The sequence below is a fragment of the Fodinibius salipaludis genome (assembly GCF_002287075.1).
GTDB lineage: Bacteria > Bacteroidota > Rhodothermia > Balneolales > Balneolaceae > Fodinibius > Fodinibius salipaludis.
The window spans coordinates 74,931-94,678 of the sequence record NZ_NSKE01000004.1 but is presented as its reverse complement, the minus strand read 5'-3'; the positions used below and the strand labels follow the sequence as shown (position 1 = coordinate 94,678).

Annotated in this window: 14 protein-coding genes and 1 riboswitch; of the genes, 7 read left to right on the top strand and 7 right to left on the bottom strand. The window is 44.3% G+C overall.

Annotated elements, in window-relative coordinates; genetic code table 11:
* Positions 1-149 precede the first annotated feature (149 nt).
* The 5 genes from crcB to CK503_RS06360 form a co-directional block, all read right to left on the bottom strand.
* Positions 150-521 carry a fluoride efflux transporter CrcB gene (gene crcB / locus CK503_RS06380; protein ID WP_095605967.1) on the bottom strand — a complete coding sequence of 124 codons (372 nt, stop codon included), beginning with the start codon at positions 519-521 and terminating at the stop codon, positions 150-152.
* 105 nt (positions 522-626) lie between these two features.
* Positions 627-697: riboswitch (Fluoride riboswitch) on the bottom strand.
* Between the two features lie 84 nt (positions 698-781).
* Positions 782-1,264 (bottom strand): copper chaperone PCu(A)C, encoded by a 483-nt coding sequence (locus tag CK503_RS06375; RefSeq protein ID WP_095605966.1) that lies wholly within the window; start codon positions 1,262-1,264, stop codon positions 782-784.
* On the bottom strand, positions 1,261-1,848 hold the full coding sequence (locus CK503_RS06370; RefSeq protein WP_095605965.1) for an SCO family protein: 588 nt from the start codon (positions 1,846-1,848) through the stop codon (positions 1,261-1,263). Before CK503_RS06370 ends, CK503_RS06375 begins: the two co-directional genes overlap by 4 nt.
* 19 nt (positions 1,849-1,867) lie before the next feature.
* The gene (locus CK503_RS06365; RefSeq protein ID WP_095605964.1) at positions 1,868-2,782 is read right to left on the bottom strand and encodes a cation diffusion facilitator family transporter; all 915 of its coding nucleotides are present in this window, start codon (positions 2,780-2,782) and stop codon (positions 1,868-1,870) included.
* Positions 2,783-3,139: 357 nt separating this feature from the next.
* Positions 3,140-4,408: a M14 family metallopeptidase gene (locus CK503_RS06360; RefSeq protein WP_095605963.1), complete on the bottom strand. Its 1,269-nt coding sequence runs from the start codon at positions 4,406-4,408 to the stop codon at positions 3,140-3,142.
* Positions 4,409-4,593: 185 nt separating this feature from the next.
* Between CK503_RS06360 and CK503_RS06355 the strand changes: the two genes are divergently transcribed.
* From CK503_RS06355 to CK503_RS06335, 5 genes are all read left to right on the top strand, one after another.
* Positions 4,594-6,519 (top strand): BamA/OMP85 family outer membrane protein, encoded by a 1,926-nt coding sequence (locus CK503_RS06355; RefSeq protein ID WP_141239896.1) that lies wholly within the window; start codon positions 4,594-4,596, stop codon positions 6,517-6,519.
* Entirely contained in the window at positions 6,520-10,980 is a 4,461-nt protein-coding gene (locus CK503_RS06350; RefSeq protein WP_095605961.1) for a translocation/assembly module TamB domain-containing protein, read from the top strand.
* Positions 10,981-11,095: 115 nt separating this feature from the next.
* The gene (locus tag CK503_RS06345) at positions 11,096-12,202 is read left to right on the top strand and encodes an aminopeptidase (RefSeq protein WP_095605960.1); all 1,107 of its coding nucleotides are present in this window, start codon (positions 11,096-11,098) and stop codon (positions 12,200-12,202) included.
* A 189-nt stretch (positions 12,203-12,391) separates the two neighbouring features.
* Entirely contained in the window at positions 12,392-13,819 is a 1,428-nt protein-coding gene (locus tag CK503_RS06340) for an N-acetylmuramoyl-L-alanine amidase (RefSeq protein ID WP_176466233.1), read from the top strand.
* Between the two features lie 264 nt (positions 13,820-14,083).
* Entirely contained in the window at positions 14,084-14,617 is a 534-nt protein-coding gene (locus CK503_RS06335; RefSeq protein ID WP_095605958.1) for an REP-associated tyrosine transposase, read from the top strand.
* 174 nt (positions 14,618-14,791) lie between these two features.
* Here CK503_RS06335 and clpB read toward each other — a convergent pair whose 3' ends face one another.
* Entirely contained in the window at positions 14,792-17,425 is a 2,634-nt protein-coding gene (clpB, locus tag CK503_RS06330; protein WP_095605957.1) for an ATP-dependent chaperone ClpB, read from the bottom strand.
* A gap of 307 nt (positions 17,426-17,732) precedes the next feature.
* On the opposite strand from clpB, the gene CK503_RS06325 reads away from it, so the two are divergent.
* Positions 17,733-18,269: a macro domain-containing protein gene (locus CK503_RS06325; protein ID WP_095605956.1), complete on the top strand. Its 537-nt coding sequence runs from the start codon at positions 17,733-17,735 to the stop codon at positions 18,267-18,269.
* Between the two features lie 116 nt (positions 18,270-18,385).
* Here CK503_RS06325 and CK503_RS06320 read toward each other — a convergent pair whose 3' ends face one another.
* Positions 18,386-19,168: a S1/P1 nuclease gene (locus CK503_RS06320; RefSeq protein WP_095605955.1), complete on the bottom strand. Its 783-nt coding sequence runs from the start codon at positions 19,166-19,168 to the stop codon at positions 18,386-18,388.
* A gap of 101 nt (positions 19,169-19,269) precedes the next feature.
* Between CK503_RS06320 and CK503_RS06315 the strand changes: the two genes are divergently transcribed.
* On the top strand, positions 19,270-19,650 hold the full coding sequence (locus CK503_RS06315; protein ID WP_095605954.1) for a DUF2784 domain-containing protein: 381 nt from the start codon (positions 19,270-19,272) through the stop codon (positions 19,648-19,650).
* Positions 19,651-19,748 lie beyond the last annotated feature (98 nt).

Here is a 19,748-nt window from a genome sequence, read left to right as displayed (position 1 = left end):
ATAACAGCAAGATTGGACATTGGCGCTATTTACAGGGGTAAGTGTTTTTTTAGTCGATGGATGGAGGTTGAGTCTCGTTTCAATTTTCTCATATCATTACTGTTAGCAATGTATAGAACAAACGTCCGATCGTGCCTTTGTTCTTTTTATTAGACTTTTACCAGCGAAAAGCCCAGCCAAACAAAAGCTAATCCCAATACAAAGCTGGCCACGGCGTACAAAAAGGCATAGCCGGTTTGTTCGTGCTGCAGGAGAGAAAAGAATTCGTAAGAAAAGGAAGAGAAGGTTGTAAATCCACCGCAGAAACCGGTGGCTAAAAGAAGGCGCATGGATTTGTTTAGATTTCCTTCGAGCGCAGACGCAATAATGATTCCGATCAAAAAGGAACCCGCAAGATTAACGGTGAGCGTACCGAAGGGAAAAGTGGATTGGGCGCTGATGGTTATATAATGACTAATAAGGTAGCGGAAAATGCTTCCAAAGAATCCGCCGGCGCCGACTGCTAATATGGATTGTAGCATGTGATAACTCCTGTAAGATTAATTCTTATTAAGTAAGGTGTCATGCTGAGCTTGTTTCAGCATCTGCCAGACCTTGAAACAAGTTCAGGGTGACACGGAACTTCTATGTTAACAGGAGTCATCAGCTACGATGGTGGCCGGAGCGGTTGAAGGCGAACTCCATCGCCAAGGCAAATTTATGTAATGTATTACAGTGATGCCATCCCTTGGGATTTCTACGCATCAGAGGGCAAGTTCAGCTGCTGGTTTGGGTAGGTATTTTAATTCTGTATCTGTACCGGGGCGGTGGTGGTCACGGTACCGGCACGGGCAAATTCTAAGGTAATTTGGAGGGAGTCGCCTACGGCCATATCTCTTTTTAAGTTGGTAAGCATAAGGTGGAGCCCGCCGGGTTCAATATGAAGCTTTTCTCCGGATGGAATAACTTGCTCATCAGCGGGTTGCATGCTGGTAGTGCCGTCATCATTTTCAATGGATTTGTGAAGTTCGACGCTTTCGGCGGCATTACTGCTAAATGAAAGTAGCGTATCTGTGGAGGCGGTGCCGTTGGAGATGCGCAGGTATGCAGCGCTTTTGCCTTGTTGTGAACCGGGACGTGCCCAGGCGTTGTCGAGGGCTATTTTTCCGAGAACGACTTCTTTTTTGGAGTCGGATTCGTTCGAAGAATTCGACTCAGAACTACATCCAAAAAACAGTAAGCAGCCGGATAGTAAAATTAGCAGAAAGTGAGTTATTGATTTCATTCTGATCGGAGGTAATTGATGTCATCTTTAACATGTTCGGGGGTGACGCGGTGCGCGGGGTATTCGGTGCGGATGTAGCCGTCACGGTCCATCAGGTAAAGGGTGTTGGAGTGGCGCATGGCGTAGTTTGTGCTGTCGTGGCCGAGTGAATCGATAATGGCTTTTTCGGCGACGATATCGAGCTTATCGAGCAGCACGTCGCTGTCGTTCGGGTGACTGGTGAGCATGGTAAACTGTTCATTGAGTTCGTATAAATCTCGGTATTCTTTGAGGGTGGACGGGCTATCGCGTTTGGGGTCGAAGGAGATTTCGATGAAGTTGACTCCGGAGGTATCGTCGAGCGCACGCTGGATATTGGTCATGTTAGCAGTGATAACGGGGCACACGTCAGGACAGTTGGTGTAGATGAAGGTGACGAGTGAGATGTCTCCTTTAAAGTCACCGGGAAAATTGACTTGGGTGCTGTCGGAGTTACGGAGTTGAAAGGTGTCGCCACTGAGGTCGTACAGCGTATCGGGGCCGCATGCGGTGAAGGTTGCGATGATGAGAAGCGAAACAAGTAGCGATTTGAGAGTAGGACTCATAGTTAGATTGACCGGATGTTTAGTTGCAGGGACTTTCGTGGTGTTCTTCGCAGGGTTCAAATTCGAATTCGAGGGTGGAGTGGTGGATATCAAAATCGGTACTTAGTAGATCTTTCAGCGCTGATTTAATGGCTTCCATCTGGCCCATATTTTCTTCGTCAATCACGACGTGGCTTTCTAAGAGGATGTTTTGTTCGTCGAGTCGCCAAACGTGCAGGTGATGAATGTCGAGCACGCCACTGATACTGGTCATAGCCTGTTGCACATTGGGGATTTCGATATTGGCGGGAGTGCTTTCCATTAAAATGTTGATGGTTTGTCGCAGCATATAGTAGCTGTGCCAGAGAATGTAGCCGGCAATGATGAGCGTAAGGATGGTATCGATAATATATAGTTGATACCAAAGGATTAGTACACCGGCAATAATAACGCCTACCGATGAAAAGGCATCCGACAGGATATGGATATAGGCACTGCGGAGATTTAGGTTTTCGGTGGAATCGCGGTACAGCAGAATAGCGGTGATAACATTGCCGATCAGGCCAATAATGGCAACGATAAACATCACCATGCCGTCGATGGGCTGTGGGTTGTAGAATCGCTCTATACCTTCTTTGACCAAGTAGAGGGCGATAATGACGAGGGTAACGAGGTTGACAAAAGCCCCAATAATTTCTGCGCGCTTATAGCCAAACGTTTTTTCGCGATTGGCTTCTTTTTTAGAAATTTTCCGGGCGACGAGGCTTATGCCGAGCGAGGTGGTATCATTCAGATTGTGGAGTGCATCGGAAAGAAGCGCCAGACTGCCGGATATAATTCCACCGATAAATTCAGCAACGGTAATAATAAAATTGAGGATGATAGAAATCCACAGACGTCCTTCGGTTTGGTCTTTGCCGTGGTGGTGATGTCCGTGGTCGTGCGAATGTGCCATCGATTTCTGTAAAAAGTTCGATTTGTTAGAGGAGACTTAAACTCCCATTATTTAGCAATGCAGATTATAGCAAACGAAGATAAAGAAATCATGAACAATATTATATGGTGATGTCTTTTATCATTACGTACATAGGAGAGTTTAGAAAACTTGTAATGACTCGGTGTGCCCGTCTCATTACTGTATACTAAGTAAATGTAAAGAAGTGATAATGCACATCACGTGTCACCCTGAACTCGTTTCAGGGTCTGACAGATACTGAAATCCCGAATGGTCGAGACACGACAAGTTCAGCATGAGATGTTGTTGTATTTGAATAAGCTTCCCGCGCTTCAAAAGCTTTAACATTTTCGGGAGTTAATGCTCTTTCTTCTCTTCAAGTAATTGCTTCATGATTATCCGAGCGCTTTCACGGGTAACCGTATGCATGCTGTCGCGGGGTGCGTTATCGCTTATTTCATAGGTCACCGCATCGGCCCCGAAAGTGTGAAAAATCCAGTTTTTGGTGATGGGTGAATTAGGCGGAAAAGGTTCTACTTCAATAGGATATTCGGGAAATTCCTGTTTTAGAGAGTCGATCCACTGGTAAGTGAAATCGTCGGGAAAGGTTTCTTCTTCGCGATTAATAGGATAGAAAATATTTTCATCCGTAGAGTGAAAGTCTATGCCGTAATACACTTTGCGAAGACTATCATTTTTAAGGGTAAGCAGATCATTACGAATAGCACGTGTTTCCGGCTGATTGAAGTGCTCCCAGTCGCGATTGAGATCTACACCGCGAGCATTATAGCGCCAGTGGCCTTGCTGTACACCGTCAGGATTTGCAAACGGGTAGGCCCATATTTCAAAATTATCCCTGAATTTTTTAGCCAGTTCAGTATCGGAAGCAAGTTCATTAATAAATGCTTCTGTCCCAAGTGCCCCGGTCACTTCAGGGGGATGCAGGCGTCCGGTAATGATCATCACCCCGCGCGGATCATCGGTATTTGTTTCGCTGATGTTTAGTTTGATAATTGGAAGGTTGTTGTGCGAACGGCCGACGGTGTCTGGCGTTATAAATGATTTTTGAGCCAGCGAGTCGAGCCACGGTTTATATTTATCCCAAGTAAATAATTCTTGTGCTGATACCCAGAGCGGTTCCTCTTTGAGGTTGAGTGTCAACGTAGCGGTTCCTTCCGTTGTATCAGTTGAAAAGCTGGTACTGTCGATGGATTGCCAGTTGTCACCATCTTTGCTGAGTTTTGGAAGGTATCGATGATTGCCATGTTCGTAATCCAGCTGTAATTTGATGGTATCCGGTTCAGTGCTCCAGATTTGAAACGCGTACCAGGGACTGTTATTGATTTCGTTGTGCTCGGGTTTGATGGTGACACGATATAGCGAGTCGTTAACCTGATAAAAGTCGTTCATGCGTGCGCCCGAAAAATCATTGCTCACCCAAATTTTTCCGTCATTAACGCCAATAACGCGTGTATAATGGGGGTTTGTTTCTTTATCCGTAGTTTCGGTAACGCCTTCCGGATCGTAGGAATAGCCCGAAAACTCCTCGGAGGTTGAGCATCCCCAAAGGAGTAATATTAGCAGGAAAACAAGAACCGAATAAAATGTGTGTATGCGATTTGCCATAGAAAATAAATTGTTGTCTTTTGCTCAGAGATCGAAAGTACGATTCAAAATACTTAAAATCACTATTGGATATTTAGCAATCTTTTTAAACTTCTTTATTAATGGTTAGATGAATTTTATTATTGTTTAGCTTTTTTTGATCATATCTTAAGACTCACTCTTTCAATCCTTTAAACAAGATTTGCGTGCGGCTACTTGGCCTGTTGAAATATATATGTACTATCATGCTAATGGTTTTGGGAGGTATCACATTAGCCGTTGCCCAGGATGTGTCGGATGATTCTGGGAGAACCCCCCAGGTATGGAGTATTTCTTTTGAGGGTAATACCACATATACCGCGATGGTGCTGAAGAACCAGATTGCTACAGAGTCTCCGGGAATTGGAGAAAAACTGAAGTTTTGGGATAAAACCGGGTTTGAGTTAAATGAAAATGATGTTAAACGAGATGTAATTCGACTTCGTAATTATTATCAGCGACGGGGATTTATAAATATTGAGGTCGGATATCGTATTGAGTCAAAGGGTAAAGAGTGGAAAAAAGAAGTAGTTTTTACGATAGAGGAAAATAATCCCATCCGAATACGGAATGTTGAGTACCTGATTGAAGGGGGCGATGAAAATGTAAGGCAGGTTCGGGATAACTCTTCTTTTACCCGAGTGCAAAATAAGCATCCTTATCAACAAGGCAACCGGTTTGAGATGATAAAAGAACCTGAGGTGGTGGGACAATTTTCGGATGTAATAAAGAATTTGGGGTACGCATATGTGGATGTGAATATTGAGGCAGCTATTGATACTTCAGCCCTTTCTACAGATGTGTCGATACAGGTAGATTTAGGGCCACGAACATATATAGACTCGATAGAAGTTGAGGGCATTGAAACAGTTGATAAGGATTATGTATTGCGTGAAGCAGCATTGCAAAGGGGCGAATTATATAGTCTTAAGAAGCTACAGGAGGCGCAACAAGAGCTCTTTAATCATCATTTATTTCGGTTTGCTACGATTAGCATTCCCGATCAGCCGCAAGATTCTACGCTGAATTTACTGATGCGTATTCGTGAAAATGAGCAGCGTTCAGTTGAGCTATTGGGGGGATTTGGACTTGAAGACAAATTTCGAGGACAAGCCAGCTGGACCCATCGGAATGTAGCTCATCGCGGACATCGCTTTAGTATGACGGCAAGGGGTTCATTTATTGAGCAGTACGCAAATATTGGGTACCAATTTCCTTATGTATTCAATACCAAAAGTAGTTTCATTATATCTCCTTTTGGCCAGCATTTGTTAGAGAGTAATTATGAGCTGTTGCGTGCGGGTGTCACCAATAGTTTTATTTATCAATACAGTCAGAATTTGACGGCCTCGGCCTCGTATGAGTTCACTAAAAACCAGGAGTTGTCAAGGAAAAGGGATATTAGTTTGCCCGATACAACACTGGAGTACGATCTGTCATCATTACAATTAACCGGTTATTACAGCCAGGGTTATGGCCGCCAGCAGGAAGGATGGGTGATACAGCCCTATCTTGAATCCTCGGGATTTTTTGGATTCGCCACATTTAACTTTCAAAAAGCGTCTGCAGATATCCGTCGCTTTACCAGGCTCTCGAGTTCAACGATATTAGCTACGCGAGTACAAGGAGGGGGGCTCCACCACACTTCTTCGGATTCTTTACCCAGTAATATTCGTTTTTATCTGGGAGGAACGAATTCGGTACGGGGGTGGTATCGTCATGAATTGGGACCCAAAAGGGTGCGGGTCGACAGTAGCGGGTTCGATGAGTACGTTCCCTTGGGGGGCAGGGCCATGCTTGGATTCAATATGGAACTTCGCCAGGAGTTAGGATTTTTAATTAATGGGCTTGGGATGGCTGCCTTTTTGGATGGAGGGCAAATCTGGGAAACGTTTGCCCGTATTCGTCAACGTCCCCTGCAATTTGGAGTAGGTGGCGGACTTCGTTATCAATCCCCGTTGGGACCTGTAAGAGTTGATATCGGATATAAACTTAATCCTACCGATCAGGATTTAGATATTTACCAGGGAACGAACCATGGCAGTGTATGGAATCGTATAGGTATTCATTTTAGCATAGGACAGGCATTTTAAATGGATCAGCAGACTGACAGAAATAGCATTTTTAAACGCTGGGGCAAACGTTTGCTTTGGCTTTGTTTATCTATTGTTGTACTTGGATTGGTTCTGCGCCTATCCTTAAAAACAGCTTTTATTCAGGATTGGGTTCGCAGTACACTCATTTCAACAGCAAACGAACAGCTCAATGCAGAACTGTCCATAGAAAAACTGTCGGGAGATTTATGGACGGATATTACGCTATCTCAAATTACGGTAACTCAAGAAGATACTATCGCACAAATCGATTCTGTACATGCTACGTACAATATTTGGGCTTTATTGGGCGGAAAAATTGAGGTTACTGATCTGGGGATTTATCGACCTGTATTAAATGTGCAACAGGATGCCGAAGGTTGGAATATTGAGCAGATGATTGACGAATCATCCGATACAACAGAGTCAGCAATGATACCCTTTCACGTTTCAAATTTTGTTTTGGATAACGGGACTGTTTCAATTAAATCTGACAGCCTGCCATTGGGATCAAGTTATGAGATTAGCCAAATGAATATTGTCAGTAGTATTGGATATGATGGGAGTGCCTATGAGGTAGATCTGCGTGACTTTAATTTAAATCTCACTGAAGTTGACTTGGGACACTCTCTGGATGTACAAGCATCAGCTTCGGCTAACGAGCAAAACCTGACACTCGAAAAGCTGGTGTTGGCAACAGGGCAGTCGGTTATTGAAGCCAATGGTTATGCTAATTTAGCTGATACCAGTCTTCAATTTGGTATTGCGTCTACTCCAATATATTGGTCGGACATGGTAGATATTGTGGAAAACTATCCCGTTCGGGAAGACTTGGACGTAACGTTTTCGGCACGAGGAAATCCAGAGCAGTTTGACCTTGGACTTTCTATAGAGGGAGAAGGAATACGATCGTTCGAAATGAACAGCCGTGTTGCATGGCAGTCTGAGTTCATTGTAGAGCAGGTTACTGCCACCGCCGAATCAATAGATCTGGCAACACTATTAGCAGATACGACTTATCCGCATTTACAAAAGTTAGATGGTTCTTTTAACGGTCAGGTAAATATTGCTGATTTGACAAAGACATCCGGGGAATTGTCGTTTGCGGCATCTGAGATTGCAGGCAATCCTTATAGGCTGCAAAAGCTTTCGGGTAATGCGACAATCGAAAACCAATCCCTTGCCTTGAGAGTGGAAGCTGTTGAAGAACAGCAACGGGTGGAGGCCGATCTATCGGCCCGGGATATTTGGTCGGAACAGCCTTCGGTACAAGGCAATATTCTGGGTAAAAAGATAAATCCGGGTCACTGGGTGCAAGATACGACCTATGCCGGAAATTTAAGTTTTAGTTTGACGTTTGAGGGGCGGGATTGGTATCCCCAGAAGGAACCATGGGAGTATACTTTCTCCATGCAGCAGGGAATGATGTTGGGCCATGATATCACAAATTCGGAAGTGAGTGGCCGGATTAGCAGCAATCATTTCACAGCAGATGGGGCCATGAACTTTTATGACGGACACATTGAATTGGTTGCTTCGCTTCGGGAGATGACAACAACACCGTCGTATGAATACCAGTTGAAGACGGAACAATTAGATTTGCGCCCATTTTTAGGGGAACAGAATTTCAGCACGTCGATAAATGGATCCGTCACCGGAAAGGGAACTGGGTTCGATCCCGCAAATATGCAGCTCCAATCAACAGTGGAGGTCGATTCTTCGATTATAAATGGGGAGAGAGTCGATTCGGTATTTGCTGATTTTTCGGTACGAGACAGCGTTGTAACTGTTGACAGTGCGCGGATGCAAAGTGGTATTGCGGATGGAGCATTTAGTCTCCAGTTGAATATGCTGGACCTGTATAATGTGAACAACCAATTATTTTTAGATCTGCAGCTTAAGGATTTATCGTCTATGGCCCCTTTGGCAAATGCTGAAGAGGTGCAGGCAGCAGGCGATATTACGGGGACTTTAAGCCCCTTTGAGAAGGAAGGATTACGGTTTTTGGGTAAATTGGATGTGAATGAGGTTGCATACGATTCGCTTTTTATAGCTGAACGCGTTCAAGGTTCGGTAGATATCAATGTAGGGGAAACGTTGCTTTACCTAACCGATCTAAACCTACAGGAACCGATGTTTTCAGGCATTCAGCTCCAGGATTTGAGTCTTAAAACACAGGGCGATTATGGGGAAGGGATTGCTAAGGGCCAGTACGACTTACAGCTTTCAAGTCCCTTGGAGGGTCGTATCGAGCAGTCGGGAACCTATAAGGTGGCAACAGATTCCATCAGAATAAATACCAGTGAATTAAATTTGATCAGCAGTTATCGTACGCTAACTCTCGAAGAGTCTTTTGAGGTGTGGTATCAGAATGACAGTTTGCACGTAGATACGTTGCGCATTTCTTCCGGGGATGGAGCATTTATGGAAGTTGGTTTGCCATTAATTAGCATGGATGAACAACGTGGCTTTGTTGAGGTCAATGATCTGAATACAGCTGCAATTCAGAACAGCTTGTGGGGAGAGGCCTTTTTTGAGGGTATGTTGTCCGGGAAATTTAATATCGATCGACAGGGAACCGACTTGCAGGCAACAGGTGATGTGCTCTTATCAGAGATTTATTTTGAGGGGGCGGATTTTGATTCGTTATCACTCACTGCTGATATTGCCGAAGAGCGGATGAAAGGCACATTAACGCTCAATGATGAAGATGATGAACTTATCAATGGATATGCTGATTTACCCTTTAAATTAGGTGATCCCGAAACGTTTGATGACACCTTTTTTGAAGAATCGGTATCAGGCGATTTGAGAATGCGCGATATTTCAATTGAGCGTTTTCAATCACTTTTGGGCGGAATGAAAGATACAGAAACGAATGGTCTTCTTTCATTTTGGGGAACGCTCGGTGGTACGGCCGGTGATCCTGAGTTTGATGCCGATGTGACCCTGAAAGATGCGGTATTATCAGGAGTGGCCATCGATTCTATAACGGCCGGTGCAAATTACCAACACATTGATGAGGAACTTTCACTGGATGCTTCGGTGATGTCGCTGAAGCAGCGCGTAGCACAAATTAGTGCCCGTTTCCCGTTGTTCATCGATATGAAAACCTTACAGGTAGACTTGCCGCAGCAGAAGGATCATATTGCTGTCGATATAGAGACGAATGAGTTCAACTTGAGGGCGCTGAATGATTTTATAGATCCGTTGCTGTTAAGAGAAGTGAGGGGCAGGCTTGATGGGACTGTACAAGTAAAAGGGGCGATGGAAGATTTAAAAACAGATGGGAATCTGGAACTAAAAGGGGGAAGGTTCCGTTTGGTGCCGGCTGGAATTACGGTGGATAATGTTGCCACGACGGTTAATTTTGCTCCGAACGAAATCAGGATTTCAAAGCTCTCAGCACAGAGTGGAGGCGGTAATATTCGGGCGGATGGCACGATTGCCCTGGAAGAACTGATTCCGGGGGAGATGGATATTAAGGTAAATGCTCAGAATTTTCGGGTGGCTAATACCTCTGAGTATAATGCCGTAATAGATCTTAATGCCCGGACACAGGGAACAGTTACAAGTCCAAGAGTATCCGGGAGTCTAGATTTTCTGACTGGTTTTATTAAGTTGGATAATTTTGGGGAAAAATCAGTTGAAAGCGTGCAGTTGGATTCTGAAGATCAGGGAACGTCATCGTTTAGTATTTATGATTCTCTGGCCTTGGATATGGATGTTGGGTTTAATCGGCGGTTTTTTATCCAGAATAAACGCTACCTCGAAATGGAACTTGAGTTAGACGGGGTGTTGGATTTAGTTAAAAAAAGCGGAAGTGATCTGGAGCTTTTTGGGGATATGAGTGCCCCCAATGGATATGCGCGTCCTTTTGGAAAACGATTTAATCTTGAAGAGGGCGTTGTAACGTTTAGCGGGAACCCAGAGAATCCCGGACTCCAGATTCGGACTAAATATGAACCCCCACAAACACAGGAAGATATTGTCATTTGGTATATCATTGAAGGTACGGTTGAGGACCCCAAGTTCAGGTATGAGAGTCAACCCCCGATGGAGCTTGAAAATATTATAAGCTATACGTTATTTGGACAGCCTTTTTATGCACTGGATTCCTGGAAACAGGTGGTGGCCAGCTCAGGGAGTAATACAACGGCCGCTGACGTTGCTCTGGATGTCCTTTTGGATCGGGTGGAAGCTCTTGCGACTCAGCGATTGGGTATCGATGTGGTAAAGATTGACAATACCCGTGCTGGTGGAGAAACCGGTACTTCGATAACGACCGGTTGGTATTTGAATCCCAAAGTATTCTTTGCAATCCAAAACGTTATAACGGGTTCAACACCGGATACGGGATTCTTGCTGGAGTATATGCTTCGAGAAGATCTGAAGTTGATTCTGCGTCAGGGAAATAATATTCGGCAGGGAGTGGATCTGCGATGGAATTACGATTATTAGTTTTAGTAGTGAGGGATGCCGTTTTTGAAAAAGTGTCATCCTGAACTTGTTTTAGGACTACAGTACATTTTGATAGAACAGATTAAAAAAAGAAAGTAAATATAATAATAGAGATATGTATTCAAACGAAGATCGTCAATTAGCGAAGAAGATTTTAGAATTTAGCTGTGAGTTAGAAAAAGGACAAAATGTGATGCTGCAGTTGGTGGGGTTAAATGGTATTGGTTTGCTCAGAGCGCTGGTAGAGCATGCCCGGGAGATGGAGGTGAATCCCTATGTGCAGATAGAGGACACTGAAATTCGTCGCATGCTGGTAGAAACCGGAGACAAGAAGTTTTGGAAGGGACAGGCTGAAAACGATCAGCTTCCACTCATGAAAAAGATGGATGCTTTTGTGGGGGTTCGCGCGGCGCTCAATATTTACGAGCAGGCTGATGTCAGCAAAAAAGCCAACAAGGCGTATGCCGATCATTTTGTAGATCCCGTACATTATAAAGAGCGCGTCAATAATACCAACTGGGTAGTGCTGCGTTATCCGTCGGAGGCTTTTGCTATGAACGCCAAGATGCCAACCCAGCGATTTCGAGAGTTTTACTACAAAGCCTGTCTGTTAGATTACACGGAATTGGCAGAAGCCATGGAGCCTCTCCAAGCCAGACTCGAAGAAACGGATATGATTCGTCTTGAAGGAGAAGGGACCGACATCGAATTTTCGGTCAAGGATCAAACCTGGATCCCCTGCTTTGGCAAGCGTAATATTCCTGACGGGGAGCTATTTTCGTCACCGATTCTGTCATCCGTAAACGGACATATTACCTATGCTCCCAGCGTATACCAGGGCAAGCCGTTTGAGTACGTAAAGCTGGAAGTTCGCGACGGTGTGGTGATTGATTCCGATTCTTCAAATAACGAGGCGCTCGAAGATATTTTGGATACCGATGCAGGGGCACGTCAGTTCGGGGAGTTCAGCTTTGGTTTGAATCCCGTCATTGAAGAGCCGATGTATGATATCCTGTTTGATGAGAAGATTTACGGGTCAAATCACCTGACGCTCGGTAATGATTATGAGATTGCCCCCAACGGTAATGAGAGCAATATCCACTGGGACTTAGTGTGTATAGGTGCGGATGTGTATCTTGATGGTGAAAAAATTCGTGAGGGACGCGAGTTTATCGTGGATGATTTGAAGAGTTTGAATCCGGAGAACTTGTTGAGCGGCTGATGATAAATAGGTATTCCAAGAAACGCTTTGATTTTTTTGTCGTTCCAGCCAGAGGAAGAACAATCGGAATATCTAAGCGGATGCATCATTAAAAGGTATGATCGTTTTAACGATCCTTAAAAGGCCCGTTTATATATGGATTTAGTACGCCAAGTATTTTTCTGCTTTATAGTAATATTTTTTTTGCCTATGGGGGCAGACGCTCTACAGGCAAATTCTAACCAATCCGGTTTGGCTGAAGATTCCTCAAAAATTAAAACTGAGTATATCAATTTTGATTTTGGAACTACCCAAAAGTTAAAATCTGTTGATAATGCTAATCAAACGGTCCAAGGGATTCAGGCAGCTGATGTTGATCAACAAGCAATACTTGTTTCTGATGAAATTGTAGTTCCTGTGGAGGGGATCACCCCATTTTTGGCGGTTGGTAGTCGGTTGATACAGGAGCTGGCCGAAAAGGAGTCCGATGATATTCAATTACAAATACGCTCCTCCACAGATTATCAACAGTGGTCGGAATGGATGACAGTTCACAGGGATGAGCATCTTACGATCCATCAAGATACTGTAGTAGGGAGGTTACAGTATTTACCTAAAAATACAAGAAGCATACAATTTAGGGTTGTGATAGATGACGCAGGGAGTTCTTCATTGCTTCGTTCAATGCGTCTCTCATTTACCAGTCCGGGTGCTACTTCAGCAGAAACGCTCCAAGCGTTGGAAGAAACAGCATCTCAGCAGCCACGGCACAATAAGTCAGAAATCGAAGATTATCCCATGCCCGATTATGCAACTCGCTCAGATTGGGATTGTCCGGATGGTCAGGATCCAAGCGGATCGGTTTCGCGAACGGATGTCACCCATCAGATTGTCCATCACACGGCAGGTACTAACAGCTCGTCTGATTGGCCGGCAGTGGTGCGAAGCATCTGGGATTATCATGTTAATACCAATGGCTGGAGCGATATCGGTTATAATTGGCTGATCGATCCGATTGGGGTTATTTATCAGGGGCGCGGATGGATCAATGGCGATGATGAGGTGCAAGGAGCTCATTTTTGTGGCACTAATTCAAATACGATGGGCGTTGCCCTGCTGGGGAATTTTGAGGAAACCAGTCCTTCTTTGGAAGCTCTGGGAAACCTTGAGGAGCTGTTGGCATGGAAGTCCGATGAGAAAAATATCGATCCCTCTGCTCGGGAATATCATTCGTCGAGTGGACTAAACTTACATACAATCAGTGGGCACCGAGATGGATGCAGTACCTTATGTCCGGGAGAAAATCTTTACGTGCGTCTGCCAGAAGTCCGCGAAAATGTGGATGCCAAAGTTGGTGAGGCGGCAGACACAGAAGGGGAACTTGTCTTGGAGAGCAATTATCCCAATCCATTTTCAGAATCAACGACTATTAATTTTAGCCTTGAAAAAGCTGGTAATGTTCAAATAACAATCTGGGATATTGCTGGACGGAAAGTCAATGAGGTGACTGATCAATTTTATGAGGCTGATAGCCATTCCGAAAGCTGGAATGCCTCCGGTTATGCGTCGGGAGTCTATTTTTGCCGACTTGAATTTGAAGATCAGGCGATTATTCAGAAGATGGTATTATTGAAATAGGTTTCTATGCTGAGATATAAAAGGCTACAAATCTGAGGTACGCAGCCAGCTTGAATTATTAATTTCTCTCGTTCTGTTCCGTATTCTACCTTGTCTCTAAATCTCGTGCCGTACCTCCGGGGCGGAACCGAATTGGCGCAAATGAATATGTAATCTTTGATCTCGTCCCGTACCTCTGGTTCGGGACGTATTTCATGAAATAATTTTGTAAGATAATTCTATTATTCGGGTCTTACTTATAAATATATAATTAGATAAGACCGAATGGGAAGAAGTCGCTATAAAATATATGAAAAGCGGTACCCCTACTTTATGACTTCTTCAGTCGTAGGTTGGGTACCAGTATTTGATATACATGAAGTTGCCCGGATGATCCTTGATGGATTTATGTTTCTACAAAAAGAGCGTCAAGTTGCTATTTATGCATATGTCATTATGAAGGATCATATTCATTTTATCGCTTCAGGAGAAAATTTATCTAAAAAAGTCAGACTGTTTAAATCCTATACAGCGAGAGAAATCATAGACTATCTTAAGAAAACTGCAAAACAAGACCTGTTACAAAGTTTTGTTGTAAAGGATTCTATCTCTAATAGGTCTGAATACCAATTTTGGCAAAACGGATTCCATCCGAAGCAGATAGTTGGCGACAAAATGATGCTTCAAAAAATTGAGTACATTCATAAAAATCCGGTTATAGCAGGTTACGTTGATGATATGTTGAAATGGGAATACTCATCGATTTGCAATTATCTTGATCAAGAAACTTGCTTAGAAATTACTTGTTTTCGTCGTTGAGGAGGGTAGCGCACCAGAGGTACGCTACCAGAGAGAGGCAGTTAATCTGTATAATTTTCTATCTCGTCCCGTACTTCTGGTGCTGGACGGTAGGTTTATACCATAGCAACAATCAGTAAATTTAAAAGGCTGCGCACCAGAGGTACGCAGCCAGATTGTTAACGGTCATCTAAATTATCCTGCCCAGGCTTCGGCATCTTCATAAACTTCAGCAAATTCGATGTTTTCACCGTCTTTGCTGATGGTTGCTTCGAAGTGTGTTTTACCTTCTTCTTCGCGCTTCAGCAGCTCGGTAGCCAACTCGTCGATAATTTCTGTTTGGATTAGGCGCTTGAGTGGACGTGCGCCATAAACGGGATCGTAACCGCGTTCGGCCAGCCAGTCTTTAACGTTATCAGCTACCGACAGCTTGATGTCTTTTTGGTCCAGCATCTTGTGTACGCGTCGAAGTTGGATATCCACAATTTCGCGGATGTGTTCTTTCGCCAGCGGGTGAAAAACGATTACATCATCCACTCGGTTCAGGAACTCCGGACGAATCTGTTTCTTCAGTTGTTCCATCAGCTGATCTTGTAACTTGCTGTAGACTTTATCCGTAAATTCACCGCCCGTTTCTTCAATTTTATCTGAAATAAGGTGCGAACCAATATTGCTGGTCATGATAATAATCGTGTTCGTGAAGTCAACAGTCACGCCTTTGTTGTCGGTGAGGCGACCTTCATCGAGCACTTGCAGCAACATGTTAAATACATCGGCATGTGCTTTTTCGATCTCATCCAGCAAGATTACCGAGTATGGTTTACGTCGTACGGCCTCGGTAAGTTGACCCCCTTCGTCATATCCCACATATCCGGGAGGGGCACCGACCAGTCGACTGACGCTGTGACGCTCCATGTACTCGCTCATGTCGATGCGGACCATGGCGTCCTCATCATTAAAGAGGAAATCAGCCAGTGATCGTGCAAGCTCAGTCTTACCGACCCCCGTGGATCCGAGGAAGAAAAACGAGCCGATAGGACGTTGGGCATCCTGGAGTCCCGCGCGTGAACGACGTACCGCGTTTGATACCGTTTCTACAGCGGGATCTTGTCCCACTACACGTTTATGCAGTTCTTCTTCAAGATGCACCAGCTTTTCACGTTCACTTTGCAGCATTTTGCGCACAGGGATACCAGTCCATCGCGAGACGATATCAGCAATATCTTCGTATTCGACTTCCTCTTTCAGCATGGCGCGGCCTTCCTGTACCTCTTCGAGCTTTTTCTGGGTTTCTTCCAGATCGTTTTCAAGCTGATTGATGGTACCATAGCGTAACTCGGCAACCTTGTCGTACTTGCCTTCCCGTTCGGCTTTTTCAGCCTCATTGCGAGCCGTTTCAATAGCTTTCTTCAGATCACGCGTTTTCTTGATAAGGTCGCGTTCGGTATCCCACTGGTTACGCATGGTGCTGCGTGTTTCTTCCAGATCAGCGAGCTCTTTCTCAATATTTTCAATTTTTTCATCGTTCTGATCTCGTTTAAGACCCTCACGTTCAATTTCAAGCTGACGAATTTGTCGTTCAATCTGATCAAGCTCTTCAGGCATCGAGTCAATTTCCAATCGCAAGCGAGAAGCCGCTTCGTCAATTAAGTCAATAGCTTTATCTGGAAGGAACCGCTCACTGATGTAACGGTGTGAGAGTTCAGCTGCGGCAACCAGTGCTTCATCCCGAATTTTAACGCCATGATGGAGCTCATATCGTTCTTGTAGGCCACGGAGGATCGAAACCGTATCTTCAACAGAAGGTTCATTAATCAAGACTTTCTGCATTCGTCGCTCCAAAGCACGGTCTTTCTCGATATGCTTGCGATATTCATCCAGCGTGGTAGCACCGATGGCATGAAGCTCACCGCGAGCCAGTGATGGTTTCAGAATGTTAGCCGCGTCCATGGCACCTTCGGTAGCACCGGCTCCGACGAGGGTGTGAATCTCATCAATAAAGAGAATGATTTCTCCTTCAGATTCCTGAACTTCGTTAACAATGGCTTTGAGTCGTTCTTCAAACTCACCACGGAATTTGGTTCCGGCCATCAAGGCGCCCATATCGAGAGCTACAATACGCTTGGTTTTAAGGCTTTCGGGCACATCTCCCTTGTTGATACGCAAGGCGAGTCCCTCGGCAATAGCCGTTTTACCAACTCCGGCCTCTCCAATCAGAACGGGATTGTTTTTGGTACGACGCGATAGAATCTGCATGATACGCCGGATTTCCTGGTCGCGACCAATTACCGGATCAAGCTTATTCTTTTCGGCCTGCTCATTCAGATCACGTCCATATTTTTTAAGGGCATTGTAGCGACTTTCGGCATTGGGATCGTCTACTTTCTGTGATCCGCGGACGTCTTCAAGCACTTTAAGGATATCATCTTTGGCTACGCCATTTTGTTTTAGCAGGTTGCCGGCTTCGCCTTTTGATTCCAGTATTCCAATAAGCACGTGCTCAGAGCTTATATATTCGTCGCCTAAATTGTCGGCCGATTTCTGGGCGTTATCAAAAACTTCTTTCGAATCATTTGACAGATACTGGCCCGAAACCGAAGCTCCTTTTACAACCGGCAGCTTGTCTATACGTTGTTCGAGTTCTGTTTTTAATTGTGGAATCCGCACGCCAAGTTTATTTAAAATCGTGTTGATGACGTTGTCGGAATCCGACAGAAAGGCCATGAGCAAGTGCGTGGGACTTATGGCCTGATGATTATTTCCAGAAGCCAATTCTACCGCTGCCTGCATGGCCTCCTGCGCTTTGAGTGTAAGTTTATCTAAGTTCATAATAGATAGTTACTTAGTGAAAATTCTTTGTTTATTTATTTCACTATTATAAAAGCCAATACCGTACCGAACCCCAAAATATGCCTAAATTTCAGTGTTCTTGCTCTTTAATATGACGCTTTTTGCCGGTTACTGTAATTATGGTAGTGAAACTGTCATTTAGAATTAGGATGGAGTCTGTTTGGCAGTTGGTTGTCAGGATATTGTTTTGCGAAGTTATATTTATATAAATATGCCCATGTATTGATTGAATTTGAATCATGCATTTCGTGTTTTGAAAAGCTAATATGAATAGATTGAAAAGACTATGAGAGAAGCAAAGCAATCAGGAACAACAATTGAGCTAAAGCGAGGAGATATTGCTAATCAGCCGGATGTAGATGCAGTAGTAAATGCAGCAAATGCCGAATTGCGAATTGGCGGTGGAGTAGCGGGGGCTATCCATCGAGCCGCCGGACCTGAACTTACCGAGCAAACACGTTCGATGGCACCAATAGAGCCGGGTGAAGCGGTTATTTCTGGCGGACATAATTTGCCGAACAACTACATTATTCACTGTTTGGGTCCGGTCTATGGAAGGGACAAACCGGAGGAGAAATTACTTGCAAACTGTTATTCAAATGCGCTTGATCTTGCCGAAGATCATCAAATCGAGAGCATTGCATTTCCGGCAATTTCAACCGGTGCATTTGGATATCCGATGAAAGATGCCGCTCGCGTTGCTTTTCAAACAGTTCTGGAACAAGTTGGTGACTTGGAATACGTCTCACTCATTCGCTTTGTACTTTGGAGCGAGGGAGATATTGCGGTCCACGAAGATGTGATTGAAGAGGTGTTTGGGTAGATTTTATGAGTCACACTTTTTATATCGTTCCGCACCGGAGGTACGGAACAAGGGTGAAAGTAAAATGGGAAGCTGTAAGGATACGGCGTGGCGTATCCTTGCAACCCAGTTGAATACTAATCACTGCTATAAATCTCGTTGAGTATGCCTGCCAGTCGAACGCCGCCTTTGAGTAATTGGCGATCCAGCAGATCGCGGTTTTCGTACTGGTACTCATAGCCGATTTCTCGGTCCTCAGGGAGATCATAGACCTGAGCGCGTAGTTCCATGGCTTCGTATGCCCAGTCCAGGACACTCTTGTCTTGCCAGTTTTCAATCTGTTGATCGGAAGGATGGTTTATCGCTGCAGAAAATTCAGTATAGCTTAATTGCGTGTCGTCGATCATCTCACTGTCCCACACGCGATGAATATTCGAGTCCTCATAAAACCATTCGACCTTAGTTTCATTTCCACCGCGATCTTTACCATTGCCTACATGCAGGGGTTGATGGATATCCCCAACAAGGTGAATAAGCATTCGCAGTTTTTTCTTTTCTTCTTTGGCGGAGAGGCTGTCGCTTTTAAGCTCCTCAATAAACGTTCGAATGGAATTAATTAGATCGCCATTGGGATTTTTTTCTGTTTCTTCATATTTCATCCCATTGGGAATGGTGACCCAGTGCCAGTCATGCGTGTGATCATAGGCTGGATCTGATTTTATTTTATCCATCCATGTGCTGGCAATAGCCATCGATTCATGTCCGAGTACCCGATCAATCTCTTCGCGGGCTTCGGGCGTCAGATAATCGGCTGCAACATCGCCCACGATGCGATGGCCGTTTTGACCCCATAAATTATTATTTGTGAGATCATCTGCGGGAACGAACAGGAGGGCAGCAATCAGGAAAATAAAAACCATAATTTAAAACAGTTGTATTAAAGTTTTGTAGGCAGATGAATATCACTACTTTTTAGAAGAAAGGTAAATGCTTTTGGGACTTTTAACATCATTTTCTTGAGATGTATATTTTGCTCGATATTGGTTTTATCATCTTCCACACCGTACTTATCCTGTTTAATCTTTTTGGATGGATCTGGAAGGCGACCCGTCGATGGAACCTTGCCACATTACTGTTTACGGCATTTTCGTGGTTTATTCTGGGAATTTGGTACGGATTCGGATACTGTCCGTGCACCGATTGGCACTGGCAGGTGCGTCGCGAGCTGGGATACACCGAGATGCCAACTTCCTATATTGAGTTTTTGGTGGAGCTGTTGACGGGATTGGATTTCAGTACAGCGTTAGTGGATACCGCAACAGCGATTCTCTTTTTTATGGCGCTGCTTATATCGATCTATGTTAATTTTCGGGATTTCGAAAAAAAGCCTATTGCTGAGTAAGAAAAATAGCAATAACCCATTTCCTCTTATAGGTTTAAGAAGATTCTAATAGCATGAATATGTTATCGAAAGTGGCAATTGGTTTTGTTATTTGTTGA

Bases quoted from the DNA above. Each gene is read 5' to 3' on its own strand.
- crcB (WP_095605967.1), bottom strand. From the start codon at position 521: ATGCTACAATCCATATTAGCAGTCGGCGCCGGCGGATTCTTTGGAAGC.
- CK503_RS06375 (WP_095605966.1), bottom strand. From the start codon at position 1,264: ATGAAATCAATAACTCACTTTCTGCTAATTTTACTATCCGGCTGCTTA.
- CK503_RS06370 (WP_095605965.1), bottom strand. From the start codon at position 1,848: ATGAGTCCTACTCTCAAATCGCTACTTGTTTCGCTTCTCATCATCGCA.
- CK503_RS06365 (WP_095605964.1), bottom strand. From the start codon at position 2,782: ATGGCACATTCGCACGACCACGGACATCACCACCACGGCAAAGACCAA.
- CK503_RS06360 (WP_095605963.1), bottom strand. From the start codon at position 4,408: ATGGCAAATCGCATACACACATTTTATTCGGTTCTTGTTTTCCTGCTA.
- CK503_RS06350 (WP_095605961.1), top strand. From the start codon at position 6,520: ATGGATCAGCAGACTGACAGAAATAGCATTTTTAAACGCTGGGGCAAA.
- CK503_RS06345 (WP_095605960.1), top strand. From the start codon at position 11,096: ATGTATTCAAACGAAGATCGTCAATTAGCGAAGAAGATTTTAGAATTT.
- CK503_RS06340 (WP_176466233.1), top strand. From the start codon at position 12,392: ATGGGGGCAGACGCTCTACAGGCAAATTCTAACCAATCCGGTTTGGCT.
- CK503_RS06335 (WP_095605958.1), top strand. From the start codon at position 14,084: ATGGGAAGAAGTCGCTATAAAATATATGAAAAGCGGTACCCCTACTTT.
- clpB (WP_095605957.1), bottom strand. From the start codon at position 17,425: ATGAACTTAGATAAACTTACACTCAAAGCGCAGGAGGCCATGCAGGCA.
- CK503_RS06325 (WP_095605956.1), top strand. From the start codon at position 17,733: ATGAGAGAAGCAAAGCAATCAGGAACAACAATTGAGCTAAAGCGAGGA.
- CK503_RS06320 (WP_095605955.1), bottom strand. From the start codon at position 19,168: ATGGTTTTTATTTTCCTGATTGCTGCCCTCCTGTTCGTTCCCGCAGAT.
- CK503_RS06315 (WP_095605954.1), top strand. From the start codon at position 19,270: ATGTATATTTTGCTCGATATTGGTTTTATCATCTTCCACACCGTACTT.